Here is a 15,833-nt window from a genome sequence, read left to right as displayed (position 1 = left end):
GCATGGAGAGGCGGTAAAGCATACAAAGCTTGGGTGGGAAGCGGAGCCACAGGTTCACTTCAGGTATTACCCGTAGGTTTGGTGGAGCTCCCGCCCAAGCGAGTAGGCGAGCCTCGGAATGTTGAGTGAACGGATGTGGGCGAAGCCGCCCTGCCCCGAGTGACCCCTATTTTCTTCCTCTGATGGTGATTTGGAGAACGGAACATAGCACACAATAAGAAGGGGCGAGGAAAAATTTCCTCACCCCTTTTTATTGCCTAAATACGAACTACATTCTGCTTTGTACCACTGCAACTGTCTCGGCACAAATGATCGCTGCCTGTTCGAAGAGTCTGGCTCGTTCTGCCTTAACTCGCTCCTGATACTCTGCGTCCTTAATTCCGGGCAGATTAATATCTACACTGAGCATTGCAGATTTTAGAGCACTTTCAGCTAAGTAAGCGGATACACCCACATCACTGATTGCTCCCTTATTGCCGATTGGAGCAAGCTTTTGAGCTAACTGCAGAACTCTAAAGCAGTTTTGAGAAATACCCAGGGGAGTGTTAGTAGCAGATACTAAGACTTCCTGCATTTTCTCAGCGCGCACAGCTTTTTCTTCATCTGTACCTTTTGGTAGTTTTAAAACATCCATGAAATTGGAGAATTCAGCGATATCCTGGCTTAAACCTGTTTTCAACAGACTTAAGACTTCCTCGGCTTCAGTCAAGATCTCTTTTACTTGGGGTTCAACGTCTTTGTACTTTTCCTTGCCAACGGTTAGGTTAGCCACCATACAAGTCATTGAAGCAGCCAAGGCTCCCACATAAGCAGAAACACTTCCGCCTCCTGGCGTAGGGGAAGAGCTGGCCGACACTGTCAAGAATTCATCCGTCGTCCACTCCCAGATTTTGCTCATATCCATTACTTAGCTCCTCCTTGCAGAACGATTCCTTTCAGGACATTACGCATGATTAAGGCAGTGGTCAGGGAACCTACACCACCCGGTACCGGAGAAATTAAATCAGCTACATCTTGAACAGCCTCAAAGTCAACATCTCCGCAGATTCCGTCAGGTGTCTCGTTGATTCCGGCATCAACTACAATTGCGCCGGCTTTGACCATATCTTTTTTGATCAGCTTAGCCCGACCTACTGCTGCAACCAAAATATCTGCCTGCCTTGTGAAAGCCCCCAGGTCTGGAGTTTTCGAGTGGCAAATTGTCACTGTAGCATTGTGTTTAAGTATTAAGAAAACTAAAGGTTTGCCCACTGTTTCGCCACGTCCGACGATAACAACGTGCTTACCGGCGATTTGCACCCCTGAGCGAAGAAGCAATTCAATACAACTTTGAGGGGTAGCCGGGAATAGTCCTTCCTCGCCGCTTAGAATATATCCGCGATTGATAGGGTGAACTCCGTCTACATCTTTATCGGGACGTACTGCAGCCATAACCGTTTCTTTTTGAATTCCCTTGGGAAGGGGAAGTTCAATCATAATGCCGTGAACTGCCTGATCCTTATTTAGTTCTTCAATTTTTGACAAAACATCTGCTTCCGGTGTAGAACCAGGCATTGTGAAAAGTTCAAAGGCCATTCCGATTCCCTCACAGACTTTCTGCTTGGATCTCGCATAAACCACCGAAGCTGGGTCGTCACCGACTAGTATAACGGCAAGTTTCGGTTGCACACCTTTTTCTTTCCATTGTGCAATTTCCTCACGAATCTCTTCTTTTAAAATTTTGGATACTGCTTTTCCGTCTAACAATTGTGCCAAAATACACACTCCTTTCAAAATATTTCGATTTATTCAGCTATAAAACTCCCTTTATTAACTGGAGTGGAAACCCATTAAGTAAAAATTTCCTGCTTATTAGCCTCCCACTTTCTGAAAGCGGGAGGCCTTATGCTCAGATTGGTAGAGAGATAGTTACTTTCCCTTGAGGTATTGATCAATACCTGCGGCAGCCTTTTTACCGGCTCCCATAGCCAAAATAACAGTTGCCGCACCTGTTACGATATCACCGCCGGCAAAAACGCCTGGCTTTGAAGTCATCAAGGTTTCCGGATCTGCAACGATATTACCGCGCTTGTTTAACTCCAAGCCCGGGGTAGATGTTGTAACCAGAGGGTTCGGGCCTTGTCCAATAGCCACTACGACTGTATCCATAGGGATATCAAATTCAGAGCCTTTAATTGCAATAGGAGCACGGCGTCCTGAAGCATCGGGTTCTCCCAGCTCATAGCGCAAGCAGGTTAAACTTTTCACCCATCCGCGCTCATCCCCTTCGATAGCTACAGGGTTTGTCAACAAGCGGAATTGAATACCCTCTTCCTCTGCATGTTCTAGTTCTTCTTTACGGGCAGGCATTTCATCACGAGAGCGACGATAGATGATATAGACATTTTCCGCGCCTAAACGTAAAGCTGTACGAGCAGAGTCCATTGCCACATTACCGGCACCTAAGACGGCAACATTTTTACCAACCTTAACTGGTGTAGCATAGTCTGGGAACTTATAGCCCTTCATTAAATTTGTCCTTGTTAAGAACTCATTAGCTGAATAAACACCATTTAAGTTCTCTCCTGGGATATCCATGAAATAGGGAAGTCCTGCGCCTGTTCCAATAAACACGGCGTCATAACCATTTTCCATAAGCTCATCAACAGAGGTGATTTTTCCAACGACCTGATTAGTTAGAATCTCTACCCCCATGGTTTTGAGATTTTCAATCTCAGTTTGGACAATTTCTTTAGGCAGACGGAATTGAGGAATTCCATACATCAGTACGCCCCCGGCAACATGTAAGGCTTCAAGCACAGTCACAGCATGACCTGCTTTTGCCAAGTCGCCGGCGCATGCCAATCCAGCAGGCCCAGCTCCAATAATAGCTACCCGCTTACCACTGGGTGCGGGTTTCTCGTACTCAGATTTACCTGTCTTCATCCCGAAGTCAGCTGCAAAACGCTCAAGTCGGCCAATAGCTACTGACTCTCCTTTAATCCCTAAAATACATTTACTCTCACATTGATTTTCTTGAGGGCAAACACGACCACAAACAGCAGGTAAGGAATTTTTAATTTTCAGAACATTGCCGGCTTCCTGAAAATCCCCTTCGGCAACCTTTTTAATAAACTCCGGAATAAGAACTTCTACAGGACACCCAGAAACACATTTAGGATTCTTACATTGTAAACAACGCTTAGCTTCTTCAACAGCTGTTTCTTCTGTATAGCCTAAAGCAACTTCTTCAAAGTTACGCGCCCGTACTTCCGGTTCCTGACAAGGCATTTCATGACGAGGGATCTTAATTTTTTTTGTGCTTTCAACATTCTCAGCCATTAGTGATGCCCTCCTTCATGATTGCATTCCAGTCGGGCTTTGGCCCGGTTCTCTTCATCTTTATAAAAAGCGAGACGCTTCATTGCTAAGTCGAAATCAACTAAGTGTCCATCAAACTCCGGCCCATCGACACAGGCAAATTTTGTCTCATTGCCTACGCTAATCCGACATGCACCACACATGCCTGTTCCATCAACCATGATTGGATTCATACTAACAATGGTTTTGATGCCTAATGACCGTGTATAATCGACAACAGCTTTCATCATAATCATCGGACCGATGGCCCAAATAGCCTTAACTTGGTGGCCTTGGGCTAACACTTGAGCAAGTCCGTCTGTTACAAATCCTTTAACACCTTTACTTCCATCATTTGTGGCTATGACAACTTCACTGCTTGCAGCGGCCATCTCATCTTCTAAAATCAGCAAATCTGCACTTCTCGCACCTAGGACGGAGATGACATGATTTCCGGCATCTTTTAAAGCTCGAGCTATGGGATGAATAGGAGCAATGCCTAAACCCCCTCCGATGCAAACAACAGTACCATAATTTTCAATTTCGGATTCGACTCCCAACGGACCTACAAAGTCTTGAAATGCATCTCCTTCATTCATACCCGTGATAATTGCTGACGAGTACCCAACATCTTGAACAACAATCGTGATAGTACCCTTTTCACGATCAAAATCCATTACAGTCAAAGGAATACGCTCACTCTGCTCGTCTACACGGACAATAACAAATTGCCCTGGCTCAACTTTTGCGGCCACAGCTGGTGCATTGACGTCCAGTAAGGCAATACCGGTTGCCAATAGTCTTTTTTTAACAACGTGGTACATTTGTCTCCCCCTTAATGTGAATAAAATTAAAATTTCTCATATATTAAATTAATTCGATATCTTGAATGACTTTTCCTTCAATTTCGAAATTGTGAAAAAATATTTAAGCTAAAGTTATTTCTTTTTTTCTGCTTTCAGATTACTTTCCACGATTCGATCTAGTATCCCGTTAACGAATTTAGCTGATTCTTCTCCTCCAAAACGCTTAGCCAGCTCAATTGCTTCATTGAGACTTACACGACCGGGGATATCAGAACGGAAAAGAATCTCGTAAGTAGCCAAGCGCATTACATTTCTATCCACATTAGCCATACGATTAATGGACCAATCTTGAGCATATGAAGAAATTGTTTGATCAATTTCGCTTTGATGATCTATTGTCCCTTCAACAAGTTCCTGCGCAAATCCCCTACTGGGCTCGGGAACAACAAATTCATCCGCCCAGCGCTTAACTTCTTCTGCAATAATCAATGGTTCTTTCGTCAGGTCTCTTTGAAAAAGCACTTGTAATGCAGTTTCTCGAGCTAATCTTCGACTCAAGAAAATTCCTCCCTAGTGATATCTAATTTTAAGTCATCATTTAATACTTGTTAAAAGTCTTTTCTACCCAGGCTGAAAGGTCTTTATGCTCATCTTGGCGTTTCCCTAAAACAAAGCCTATCACGGCACATAAGACTAACACCAGGGTTCGCCAGAAACCTAGCGTCACAAACAAAAGTCCCAGTATAAAACCTATAGATGTTCCCAAAAGCTTGCCAGGGTGATTATCCAAGGCCCAAACTAAAGACTGTGAAATCTTCTCTTCAATTTTTAACCAAAAGCCCCTCATCGCACACGTACCGGACGAACCTTTTCTAAGCGACGCACCAGCACTTTCACCTCTGCCACAATTATTCCGGTATAAAGCTCAACATCCTCTTTAACCTTCTTCAAAATTTCTTCAGATATCTGAGGAATTACGACCCCCTGTTCAAACTGACAGAACACCATAATCTCAAGTCCAGCTTCGCGTTGTCTAAGACTTGATCCAACTTGCAAAACTCCAGGCAGCCCTTTGGCACTGCGTGTAATAATCTCCTGAAGGGCATCTTGAGAAATCCGAACATCTCCTCCTTTTAAAGATGTCCGAAAAGAATTATCAGTACTCGTCCGTGGTCGGATAAACAATAGCAATCCTAACAATAGTAAAGCTCCAGCCATAATAATACTCTCCCAAGGATTAAATCTTAACCAATCAAGCCCTTGAGTTATTAAAAAGTATGGGAGTCCCCAACCTGAGGCTACTGCTAATATAGTCAGTGCCCCCAGAAATAGAATCAATCCTAAAGTATAGGCCAACATCGTCGTCCCTTCTTTCAGAAACCCCCCCTGGGCTTTCCAGGGGGGGCCTTCTTGGCGCCTGCCAAGTTTTCTTTACTTTAAACGTAAGTCTTCTTCTTTGGTTTCCACAACCGGTTTAAAATTAACCCCTTGCACATGAACATTTGCCTCTACGACTTTAAGTCCAGTCATACTCTCAATGGCCTCTTTTACAGCTTGCTGAACACTAAAAGCTACGTCGGGAATTGATACACCATACTCTACAACAATAAATAAATCTACAGCTACCTCATGTTCACCGACTTCAACCTTAACTCCTTTGGACAGGTTTTTATTTCTCCCCAACATGTTAGCTAAGTCTCCAACCAGACCACCGCTCATGCCTACGACGCCCTCTACTTCAGAAGCAGCTAATCCGGCTATGACTTCTACAACTTCATCCGCGATGCGAATAGATCCCAGGGAATTATCTGTACCCATACTTTCCATGACCTTACACCCCCTACTCGAAGTTCGATGTTCGTGGTTCGTAAGTTTGAATATTGAACTTCGACATTACATTATTCACATACCCTTTTTTGCAACTAGATAAGCCTACTTACCATTTAGAGTGAAATATCTTATCATAAGTAGGTTTCCATTATCTACATGACGTTGATATTATACCAAATTAAGGCTGATCTAGCAAAGGCTATTTCCCCTCAATAAATTATTTAAAGTTTTAGCTTAAAAAAACAATTTAAGTAATAACAAAAAGATCCTCACATTAATAGTGAAGTTCTTCTTGCAGTAAAAGAACGGGGAAATCCCGTTCTTACTTCGTATTTCTCTTCTCTGGTTAAAGATGCTTATTCTCCTAAGATTCGACGTTGGATAAAGTTTGTGTAAACTTCGCCACGTTGATAAAACGCATTGTCCAATACTTTTAAGTGGAAGGGTATCGTTGTATGAATCCCTTCAATGACAAATTCCTCAAGAGCACGTTTCATGCGGGCAATTGCTTCCTGTCTAGTGGCACCCCAGACAATCAACTTTCCAACCATGGAGTCGTAATAAGGGGAAACAGCATACCCTTGATAAACCGCACTATCCACCCTTACCCCAGGTCCACCCGGAGCATGATAGATGGTAATCAACCCCGGAGAGGGCATAAAGTTTTTATCAGGGTTTTCCGCATTAATTCTACATTCAATCGCCCAACCACGCATTTGGATATCTGCTTGTGTATAGCCTAGAGGTTCTCCAGCCGCTAAACGAATTTGCTCTTTTACCAAGTCCAGACCTGTAACCATTTCAGTAACCGGATGCTCGACCTGAATACGCGTGTTCATTTCAATAAAATAGAAGTTGCCATGCCGATCTAACAAAAACTCTATGGTTCCTGCATTGGAATAATTTGCAGATTTTGCCGCCTGGACGGCGACTGCACCCATTCTTTCTCTCAACTCCGGACTTATGGCACTCGATGGGGACTCTTCCAGAAGCTTTTGATGGCGGCGTTGCAGCGAACAATCCCGCTCGCCTAAATGAATGACATTGCCGTAGTTATCACCCAATACTTGAATCTCAATGTGTCTGGGTTCTTCCACATATTTTTCCAAGTATACCTCAGCATTGCCAAAGGAAGCTTGGGCTTCATTTTGAGCTGCCTTGATGGATTTGCTCAACTCTTTAGCATTCTGAGCAACTCGCATGCCTTTGCCTCCACCACCAGCCGAGGCCTTAATTAAGACGGGATATCCTATTTCTTCTGCAACAATTTCTGCGGTTTTATCATCTGTAATAATATCTTTAGATCCCGGGACAACAGGAACGCCGCCTTCTATCATTGTTTTTCGAGCGGTGGCTTTGTCTCCCATAGTTTCGATAACTTTAGGAGACGGCCCGATAAAGGTGATATTACATGACTCACATATCTCAGAGAAGCGAGCGTTTTCAGATAAGAAACCATAGCCCGGGTGTATTGCATCGACGCCTGTCAATTCTGCAGCACTGATGATGTTAGGAATATTAAGGTAACTCTTGGCACTAGCTACGGGCCCTATGCAAACCGCTTCGTCTGCGGCCTTAACGTGCAATGCCTCTCGATCTCCTTCAGAAAAAACAGCGACTGTCTCGATATCAAGTTCGCGACATGCTCTAATGATACGCAAGGCGATTTCCCCGCGATTCGCAATCAGGATTTTCTTAAACATGCTCTTTTCTCCTTATTTTTCAATAACGAACAACGCCTGCCCATATTCAACAGGTTGACCGTTCTCCACAAGAATTTGTACAACTTTCCCATTAACTTCCGACTCAATTTCATTCATGAGCTTCATGGCCTCAACGATACAAACGACTTGACCAGCCTCAATATTTTGTCCTAATTTAACATAAGGAGCAGCCTCAGGAGATGCGGAACAGTAGAAAGTTCCAACCATCGGGGAAGTAATGGTTTCTGTATTGGCATTTATGATAGGCTCCGGAGCTTTGACCGCTTCCGGACGTAGGGATTGAACAGGTGTATCTGCCACAACCGGTGAACTTGCCTCTTGACGAGCAACAGCCGTGACCGGCACTCCAGCAACAACACTGGGCCCCTTGCGAATAGCGATTTTCACCCCATCGCTTTCAAGATTTAATTCACTAATTTCAGTCTCATCTATAATTTGGATTAATTCTTTGATTTCTTGTAAATTCAACTTCGAATCCTCCTTCGATAACAATGAAGTGCGGGTATCCTTTGTCTCCTTACCCACTTTAGGTTTAGGTTCCTCTCTTGAGATTACCCCAAGTTTTCGCTCTTCGAAAAACTTCTTAGCAATTTGCGGGAACAATGCATAGCTTACGACATCTTCCTCGGATTGAGCCAACTCGAGACTATCAAGTTTTGCTTTTACCATGCCGGGTTCCAGTTTGTCTGCCGGTCGAACTAATAAGGGTTCCTCATCTCCGATAATTTTCTTTTGAATTTCAGGGTTTATCGGTGCTGGCGGACGACCATATAACCCACGCACATATCCTTTGACCTCTCCTGGGATTAACTTATATCTTGCCCCGCTGAGGACATTTAATACCGCTTGAGTGCCAACAATTTGGCTCGTAGGAGTTACCAGCGGGGGGTAGCCTAACTCTGCACGCACTTTAGGAATCTCCTCTAAGACGTCATGTATGCGCTCAAGGGCACCCTGTTCTTCAAGCTGAGAGACTAAATTCGAGATCATGCCCCCAGGTACTTGGTGTTCAAAGACTCTCATATCTGAGATTCGAGTGATACCGCGCTCAAAACTACGGCTTTTGCGCAGTGCCTCAAAGTACTTGGCAACATGAAAGAGTTTACGTAAACTTAAACCCGTATCAAATTCGGTATCTTGAAAAGCTCGAACTACTGTTTCAACCGGCGGTTGACTAGCACCAAAGGCTAAGGGCACACTGGCAGTATCAACAATATCCACTCCTGCTTCTGCGGCCTTTAAATACGTTCCAACAGCCATTCCGCCAATATAATGACTGTGCAAATGAATCATAATTCCTAACTCTTTCTTTAATAACGAAATCAGTTCATAAGCCTTGATAGGAGTAAGTAAGCCAGCCATATCTTTAATACATAAGGAATCCGCACCCAGCTCTGCAAGTGCCGTAGCTGTTTCCAGGTAATGTTTAGTTGTATGAACGGGACTAATTGTATAAACGACGGAGGCTTGAACATGTGCTCCTGCTTTTTTGGCAGCATCCATAGGAACCACCATATTCCGAACATCATTCAGCGAATCAAAAATCCTGATAATATCAATTCCATTTTTGACACTTAGGGAAACAAATTCCCTAACCACATCATCCGGGTAATGCTGATACCCTACCAGAGACTGGGCCCTAAGCAACATTTGCAAGGGAGTCTTTTTAACACGGCTTTTTATCTGTCTTAAACGTTCCCAGGGATCCTCACCCAAGAAACGCAGACACACATCAAAAGTAGCCCCGCCCCATACTTCTAACGAAAAAAAACCTACCTCATCCAGCTCTGTTAGGATGGGCAGCATATCCTCGGTACGCATCCGAGTTGCCCAAAGACTTTGGTGGGCATCCCTCAAAGTCGTATCTGTAATCTTAACTGGTTTCACTGCCGTCACCCCTCTTTGTATTATCCCCATTCCGTTCAAACTTCAATAATGGGTAATTTTCTCATTATTAAAAATGAAACAATATGTTTTATTATATGAGGGTACTACCTCTTTTTCAACGAAACTAGTTTAAGTATACAATATAACTCTTTTTGTATACTTTGACCAGCTTATCTTTTCGATATAACTGGTTGCAGATAGGCATAAAACTACCGCCTATATCAGGCGGCAACAAAGTGCGACTAGTAGATTATAGATTTACCTAATTTAAATGTTTAAGAACTACGTTCAATAGCTCATCAGGCCGAAACGGCTTGGCTACAAAGCCTACTGCACCTTCGTTCAACGCTTCTCGTACAATATTGTCATTGGCAACTGCACTGCAGATTACAACCTTTGCCAAGGGGTTAATCCTAAGAATTTCTGCCAAAGCAGCTAATCCATCGAGTTCCGGCATGGTAATATCTAAAAGCGTCAGGTCAGGTTTGTTAGACTTGAATTGCTCCACAGCCTGCAGACCATTTTCAGCTTCAATGACGTTTGTAAGACCCTGCCGAGCAAGAATCTGGCTAATCATCAAACGCATGAAACTCGCATCATCAGCAATAAGAATTTTGCTCTTCTTCAGTGCCTCTCACCCTCTCAACCAGGACTTTCGTCCTATCATTGATATAATTCGCTCTGACACACCTATTTTCCTGCACATGTTATATAGAACTTTTTGAATATCTACTACTTTTTAGAAGATATCATAATCTTATCTAAACGGATTCCTGTCACTCTCAGGACAATCTCCTGTATAAGACTTACCTCATGGGGAGTTAAACTCGGAGCATAGACAATCACTGTTACATGTTCAGGAAAAACATCCGCTACTGCGTCTTGGAAGCCTTTTATTTTAAGAAGATTTTCAATCTCTTCTTCTCGTTGAATTTTCATGCTAAGCTGCAGCCATTGATCCTGCGCCTCTGCCTTGCTTTTTTCTACTGTCGAATCGAGAAGTGGAGCAAGCATTGCCTTTGATTCCTGACGTAATTGATCTCGTTTTAAACGATAATTAACGAAATAATTCCCACCGGAGTTATTGGGTTTTATGGCTTCAACCTCAAACTTGATTTGAGATTCTTCTATTGGCGCATTAACAGGCGAACTGGCTTGTTCCGGAATATAGGCATGGGATTCAGAAATAATTAGACTAATTCCTAAAATCCCCAGCATGACTGCTAACCCTGCATAAACAGTCAGTCTTAGCCAAGATTTGCGTCCCACAATTAAAAGCACTGGCCAATTCATGTACTTAGTCATCATGCTCCACCCATTGGCACAACAGTAATTCTGGAGCTTGGAATACTTAAAAGAGTTTGTACCGCTGTATGTATTCCTTCCCTTACTTTTGGATCCCGGGCACCTTCAGCTATTACTAAGACTCCTCCAATCTCGGGACGATCCTCAATGGCGATTACCGGTTGAGAAGATCCACTTGGCATAACAACTTGATTATTCTCCGTGACCTCTGTTGTTTCTCGAGTACCCCCGGTTTTATCAGTTTCTTTATTCGTACGCTTAGTGACATTGTTATTCCGAACATACTCGTTCTTTAAACCAGTCAAAAAGTTAACAGAAACTTGTACCTTTCCTACGCCCTCCATCATCAAAATGTTGGTTTGTAATTTGCTTTCTAACTCTTTCTCTAAAACACCAATTTTGGTATTCGGATTCTCTATAGATGTTATAGCGGATTTTGTTGGGGTAATTTCTTCATTGCCATTGCCAATTTGCCCTTTTCCGAGATAAATAAAGGACATTCCTACAACAATTAAAGACACAACTCCCAGTAACATTTTATCCGTTGATATTTTTTTCATCCAATCCATAAAGTTAACCTCCTTCCATATTTGCAAAACCTTTAGGTTTCTTGAACTATTATCTTTTCTTTAGGGATGCTCATAAATGTGGCAATTCGCTCTCTGACCTCTTCAACCTTTGGAGATTGTGTTGTCTCAGGCATAGTAGATTCACCAATAATAATTGGTTTAACTGATTGAATGGTTTCCCGTGAAGCTGTCAACAGGACATTAATTTCTGCAATTGTTGGTTGATCGATGATTCCCCCCTCTTTTTCTTCAAATCTAACGTCAACCTCCGCGTCTCCAACTCCTGAAGTACCTAATGCTAATCCTTTAATCTGATTAATAAGTATCCTTCGATATTGCTCCTGGACAGCATCTCGCCCGACCTGAACTCCTTGTCCTTCCACCGCAATTGCCGGTAAATCTTGAGGAGTTGTGGCAGTCCAAGCGGGAATCTCCATTGACAGAGGGGTATTCAGCAATGTTGTAATCGGAGCGAGAATCGCCGAAATCACGAATAGACCCATCACCATTTGGACAAATCCCCGCATGGATTTATTAGGCAAAATCATCTCCAGAAAGGTTGCCAACAATAAAATCAAGGCCAAATTTCTAACAAGTGTTTGTAACGTTTGCACAGTTTTTCCTCCTTAGTGCAACATCACTGAAAAAGTTCCCGAACCTACGACCACAGCTACTGCCATGAAAAACATAACTGCTACAGATGCAACTGAAACTATTATTAGTATTAAGCTTTTAGACATATCCTGAAGACTGTCCGCAAGGGCCTTTTCACCAATCGGTTCGATGAGGGCTGCAGAAATGCGAAACACCAGGATCATAGCCAAAATCTTGATTAGAGGACCCAAGCAAATCACAATAATTGCTACTAAAGCAACTATCCCAACAGCATTTTTCAAGAGTAGTCCTGAGGTAATCACAAGTTCCACAGCGTCTTTAAAAAACTTTCCGACCACAGGAACAAGATCGGCTGAGTACTTAGCTGTTCGGAATACAACGCTATCAGCAACCCCTCCAGTCACTCCTTGAACCGTCATGACTCCGATAAAAATAGTCATAATCACACCAAGGGATATTTTTCCTACGAATTCAAATAAGCCAGCCAGTTTGCTTAGTTTAAATTGTTCGGAAATATGATTAAAAAGTTTAAGGACTGCTGCTAATAAGAAGAGTGGCAGAATAACCGTCTTAATAACTGTGGCCAAAACTGTCAAGCTACCCATAATAAGAGGCTTGAATAGAGCTGCACTGGTTAAATTACCCATGGTAATCAAGAGAGTCAGGATAACCGGAAACATGGTTTGCATCAGACCGACCATTTGATCGATAGTTCCTGTAGCGATGTCTATAACCTCTTTAAATGTTGTCATTGCTAAACTGAGCAGAACGAGATAGGTCATGACTTGGGCGATCTTCCCCACACTACCTCCAAAAGCTACTTGGAGTTGTCCCAAAACTGCTCCCAGTACAGCTAGGATGAGGAGTTTACCAATTAGAGGGCCCGTCCCTAGTATTTGATGGCCTAATAAAGTTAACAACGTATTCCCTAAGTTTTCCGGTTTCAAACTTAACTTGCCACTCCTTAGATCCTCAAACATACGCACAAGAGAAAATCCGGGCATTGCCTTCTGGACATCACTATCCAATTGCTCCAAAAAACTGTGCATTTGGCTCAAATCAATCTCTTGCAGAAGATCTATCTTTTCCTGGGGCTGAGAGGGTACTTCTTCCGCTAAAACCGGAGAAGTTGTCCCACAAAGGAAGAAAACTAACATTACCAAACTGACAATATATCTCGGCAAACACATCACCTCACGGAACGAGTCGTACCAATGACTCAGTAATAGCTACAATAATAGGAATCGCTAAAATTATTACCCCGACTTTTGCCGCAAGTTCAATTTTTGTTGCCAAGGCACCTTCACCTGCGTCACGGCATATTTGAGCACCAAACTCTGCCAGATAGGCAACTCCTACGATTTTTAAAATGATCAGTAAATAATAGGAATTAATATTAGCTTGATCGGCAAGGTTTTGTAATAAGTCAACAATAACTCGTATTTTACTAAGAACAATTATAAAGATCGATGTACCTGCTAATATGGAAAGCTGTAAAGCGATCTCAGGCTTGATCTGTTTGAGAACAACGCTAAAAATTGTTACTATTAGGGCTAGTCCAACTATTTGCCATATCTCCACACTTTAGCCCCCTAATATAGGTTGAAAACACTTTTAACCAGAGTAAATAATTCAGCTATAGACTGTACTACAATATAGAGAACTACAATAACTCCCATAATAGTAACTCCTTGAGCCATTTCACTACGGCCGGATTGATTGAGAACGGATGCCAGAACTCCGACCAGAATTCCAATACCGGCCACTGTTATTATTAAATTAAAGCTCATTTGTACAACTCCTCTCCCTGGTTAAATCAAGATAAGCACTCCCGCAATTCCTCCAAGAAAGCCTAAGTACGACCACATCTTAGCTTGTTTTCCAGACCAGGTTTCCGCTTGTTCCTTCATCACCATCAATTGACGTTGAACAAGCTCAATTTGTTTATGCTGTTCCGTCCGATCAGACCGCCCCAATCCTTTACCAACATCTCCAATCACACTCCAGTCTTCAGGCTTTAAACAAAAATGGCTATTTTGTGCTATCATGGTCTCTTTCCATGCTATACCCGCTGATTCACCCTGACTCAATCGTTCCTTCAATTCTCCAAAAAATCCTTGCCAAGGTGCATCTGTACGTTCTTTAAGAATTCCGAATGCCTCGGGTAGAGGAGTTGCCCCCCAGACGATTTCCGTGTCTAAGAGTGCTAAGGCCATTGAACATTCTCTTAACTCCTGAGGACGCCTTCGAATTCTGTAAGCAAACCACAGCCCTAAACATCCGCACCCTGCTATAAGTACCATACATCCCAGTATTAGCATTACAGGCTCCTCCCAGTTTTAAGATCGTAAGCCCCTTCTATGGTTCCCGGTCCATGTCGCCTGCTTAACACAACCAAACGTTCAAAAACCCCTTGATCTAATAGATGAGTTATAACCGGTCTGCTCCGGGCCTCTTCCAGAGTACTGGCGTGAGCGGTACTAAGTATCCGGACTCCGGTACGCAAAGCGTCAGTTATCGCAACAACATCCTCAGCATGACCCAGTTCATCCACAGCCAATACTTGAGGGGACATAGAACGAACCATCATGCTCATCCCGCTGGCTTTTGGGCAGCCATCCAATACATCCGTTCGAAAACCTAAATCATAGGTTGGTATACCTTGCCACATCCCGGCAAGTTCCCCCCGTTCATCCACAACTCCTACAGTCTGACCCTCTAATCTCAATTTAGAAACTCCATTGCTTAGGGAACGAATCAAATCTCTTAACAAGGTTGTTTTACCTGCTCTTGGGGGAGAGATTAACAGTGTATGATACAGCTGACCGGCAGAATTTAACAGTAAGGGCAATATTTTGAGACTCTGTCCCTGAATATCTCTTGCTATACGGAGATTTAAAGAAGATATGTGTTTCAATGTTTGAAGTTGACCATCCTGAAGCACCGCTTCACCTGTTAAACCTACTCTATTTCCTCCGGGCAAAGTAATATACCCCTGCTTCAGATTCTCTTCAACTGCGTAGAGGGAGCTATGAGTCATACGTTCTAAAGCAGCTGTTAAGTCCTCTGATTTAATAAAGTAGGCTTGATAGGGACTAGTTGTCTCCCCCTGGTGGTTAATAAAGAGATCCTTATCCACCGTTCGAAGCATGAGTGGCTGTCCAACTCGCAAACGCAGTTCTTCAACCTCGTAATAAGCTACCTCCTTAAGATTGAGTAAAATTGATCGAACATTATCCCCAAACCACCTTGCCATATCCGCCCATAAAGCCGCGCTCTTATTAAGCCCCGGAAAGCTTTTTTCCCCTTTAGAAACCTTAACTTTTTGTAAATCTGCCGTTAGCCTATCTTCCTGAACGACAGATAGAGTGTAATGTAGCGACACTTCATTGCCCCCCTTGATAGAAGGTATGTCTAACTTGATAGTTTTAGACTTGAATACTTGGCAAAAAGAGGAAGTTTATCCGATGACTACCAGCCGTAAGACTCCCATATTCTATAAGTACGAAAGCATCCAGTGACGAAATCCGGGTGAGGGTTTCGCCCAAGCCGCCTGCTCCAAAGAAAAGCATAACGGCGCAGGTTGCTTTCGCCGAACCGCAAACTACCCAGAACAACTTTAGCGGTGAGGATGAGATAACGGCTGCTACGTCCCTGGATAAGTTCCTCTAAGCTTCAGCTGGAGTAAGTATTCCTCTTAGGCAAACTCCATCTGAAGCTAAGAGTCACTTGATCTACATAACTAAAGCCGAGAGCAG

19 protein-coding genes are annotated in these 15,833 nt (G+C 43.2%); all 19 read right to left on the bottom strand.

The window, feature by feature from the left end:
• Nucleotides 1-268: 268 nt before the first annotated feature.
• Nucleotides 269-904 carry a cyclodeaminase/cyclohydrolase family protein gene (locus DP73_RS16720; protein ID WP_034601009.1) on the bottom strand — a complete coding sequence of 212 codons (636 nt, stop codon included), beginning with the start codon at nt 902-904 and terminating at the stop codon, nt 269-271.
• Nucleotides 904-1,755 carry a tetrahydrofolate dehydrogenase/cyclohydrolase catalytic domain-containing protein gene (locus tag DP73_RS16715; protein ID WP_034601008.1) on the bottom strand — a complete coding sequence of 284 codons (852 nt, stop codon included), beginning with the start codon at nt 1,753-1,755 and terminating at the stop codon, nt 904-906. The genes DP73_RS16720 and DP73_RS16715 overlap by 1 nt, the downstream gene beginning before the upstream one ends.
• A gap of 153 nt (nt 1,756-1,908) precedes the next feature.
• The gene (gene gltA, locus DP73_RS16710) at nt 1,909-3,321 is read right to left on the bottom strand and encodes an NADPH-dependent glutamate synthase (protein WP_034601005.1); all 1,413 of its coding nucleotides are present in this window, start codon (nt 3,319-3,321) and stop codon (nt 1,909-1,911) included.
• Nucleotides 3,321-4,163: a sulfide/dihydroorotate dehydrogenase-like FAD/NAD-binding protein gene (locus tag DP73_RS16705; RefSeq protein ID WP_034601003.1), complete on the bottom strand. Its 843-nt coding sequence runs from the start codon at nt 4,161-4,163 to the stop codon at nt 3,321-3,323. The genes gltA and DP73_RS16705 overlap by 1 nt, the downstream gene beginning before the upstream one ends.
• Before the next feature lie 114 nt (nt 4,164-4,277).
• Nucleotides 4,278-4,703 (bottom strand): transcription antitermination factor NusB, encoded by a 426-nt coding sequence (gene nusB / locus DP73_RS16700; RefSeq protein WP_034601001.1) that lies wholly within the window; start codon nt 4,701-4,703, stop codon nt 4,278-4,280.
• Nucleotides 4,704-4,743: 40 nt separating this feature from the next.
• Complete coding sequence (locus DP73_RS16695; protein ID WP_034600999.1) at nt 4,744-4,992, bottom strand: DUF2273 domain-containing protein; 249 nt, start codon at nt 4,990-4,992, stop codon at nt 4,744-4,746.
• The gene (gene amaP / locus DP73_RS16690; RefSeq protein WP_034600996.1) at nt 4,989-5,504 is read right to left on the bottom strand and encodes an alkaline shock response membrane anchor protein AmaP; all 516 of its coding nucleotides are present in this window, start codon (nt 5,502-5,504) and stop codon (nt 4,989-4,991) included. The genes DP73_RS16695 and amaP overlap by 4 nt, the downstream gene beginning before the upstream one ends.
• A gap of 72 nt (nt 5,505-5,576) precedes the next feature.
• A complete protein-coding gene (locus tag DP73_RS16685) occupies nt 5,577-5,972 on the bottom strand; it encodes an Asp23/Gls24 family envelope stress response protein (RefSeq protein WP_014901966.1) in 396 nt (131 codons plus the stop codon).
• 359 nt (nt 5,973-6,331) lie between these two features.
• On the bottom strand, nt 6,332-7,678 hold the full coding sequence (accC, locus tag DP73_RS16680) for an acetyl-CoA carboxylase biotin carboxylase subunit (RefSeq protein WP_034600994.1): 1,347 nt from the start codon (nt 7,676-7,678) through the stop codon (nt 6,332-6,334).
• 12 nt (nt 7,679-7,690) lie between these two features.
• Nucleotides 7,691-9,586, bottom strand: a complete 1,896-nt coding sequence (accB, locus tag DP73_RS16675) for an acetyl-CoA carboxylase biotin carboxyl carrier protein (protein ID WP_034600992.1) — start codon at nt 9,584-9,586, stop codon at nt 7,691-7,693.
• A gap of 262 nt (nt 9,587-9,848) precedes the next feature.
• Entirely contained in the window at nt 9,849-10,214 is a 366-nt protein-coding gene (locus DP73_RS16670; protein WP_034600990.1) for a response regulator, read from the bottom strand.
• A gap of 104 nt (nt 10,215-10,318) precedes the next feature.
• On the bottom strand, nt 10,319-10,891 hold the full coding sequence (locus DP73_RS16665; protein WP_034600988.1) for a SpoIIIAH-like family protein: 573 nt from the start codon (nt 10,889-10,891) through the stop codon (nt 10,319-10,321).
• The gene (locus tag DP73_RS16660) at nt 10,891-11,460 is read right to left on the bottom strand and encodes a stage III sporulation protein AH (protein ID WP_034600985.1); all 570 of its coding nucleotides are present in this window, start codon (nt 11,458-11,460) and stop codon (nt 10,891-10,893) included. The genes DP73_RS16665 and DP73_RS16660 overlap by 1 nt, the downstream gene beginning before the upstream one ends.
• Before the next feature lie 32 nt (nt 11,461-11,492).
• A complete protein-coding gene (locus tag DP73_RS16655; protein ID WP_034600984.1) occupies nt 11,493-12,074 on the bottom strand; it encodes a stage III sporulation protein AF in 582 nt (193 codons plus the stop codon).
• Nucleotides 12,075-12,086: 12 nt separating this feature from the next.
• Nucleotides 12,087-13,259 (bottom strand): stage III sporulation protein AE, encoded by a 1,173-nt coding sequence (gene spoIIIAE / locus DP73_RS16650; protein WP_034600983.1) that lies wholly within the window; start codon nt 13,257-13,259, stop codon nt 12,087-12,089.
• A gap of 10 nt (nt 13,260-13,269) precedes the next feature.
• The gene (gene spoIIIAD, locus DP73_RS16645; RefSeq protein ID WP_034600982.1) at nt 13,270-13,656 is read right to left on the bottom strand and encodes a stage III sporulation protein AD; all 387 of its coding nucleotides are present in this window, start codon (nt 13,654-13,656) and stop codon (nt 13,270-13,272) included.
• A gap of 11 nt (nt 13,657-13,667) precedes the next feature.
• A complete protein-coding gene (gene spoIIIAC / locus DP73_RS16640) occupies nt 13,668-13,865 on the bottom strand; it encodes a stage III sporulation protein AC (protein WP_007779978.1) in 198 nt (65 codons plus the stop codon).
• A 21-nt stretch (nt 13,866-13,886) separates the two neighbouring features.
• Nucleotides 13,887-14,396 (bottom strand): stage III sporulation protein AB, encoded by a 510-nt coding sequence (locus DP73_RS16635; RefSeq protein ID WP_034600981.1) that lies wholly within the window; start codon nt 14,394-14,396, stop codon nt 13,887-13,889.
• The gene (gene spoIIIAA, locus DP73_RS16630) at nt 14,396-15,460 is read right to left on the bottom strand and encodes a stage III sporulation protein AA (RefSeq protein WP_034600980.1); all 1,065 of its coding nucleotides are present in this window, start codon (nt 15,458-15,460) and stop codon (nt 14,396-14,398) included. The genes DP73_RS16635 and spoIIIAA overlap by 1 nt, the downstream gene beginning before the upstream one ends.
• Between the last annotated feature and the right edge of the window lie 373 nt (nt 15,461-15,833).

Origin of the sequence: Desulfosporosinus sp. HMP52 (genome assembly GCF_000765145.1) — a bacterium.
Lineage (GTDB): Bacteria > Bacillota > Desulfitobacteriia > Desulfitobacteriales > Desulfitobacteriaceae > Desulfosporosinus.
The sequence above is the reverse complement of the archived record's forward strand: the minus strand, read 5'-3'. Positions and strand labels throughout refer to the sequence as shown.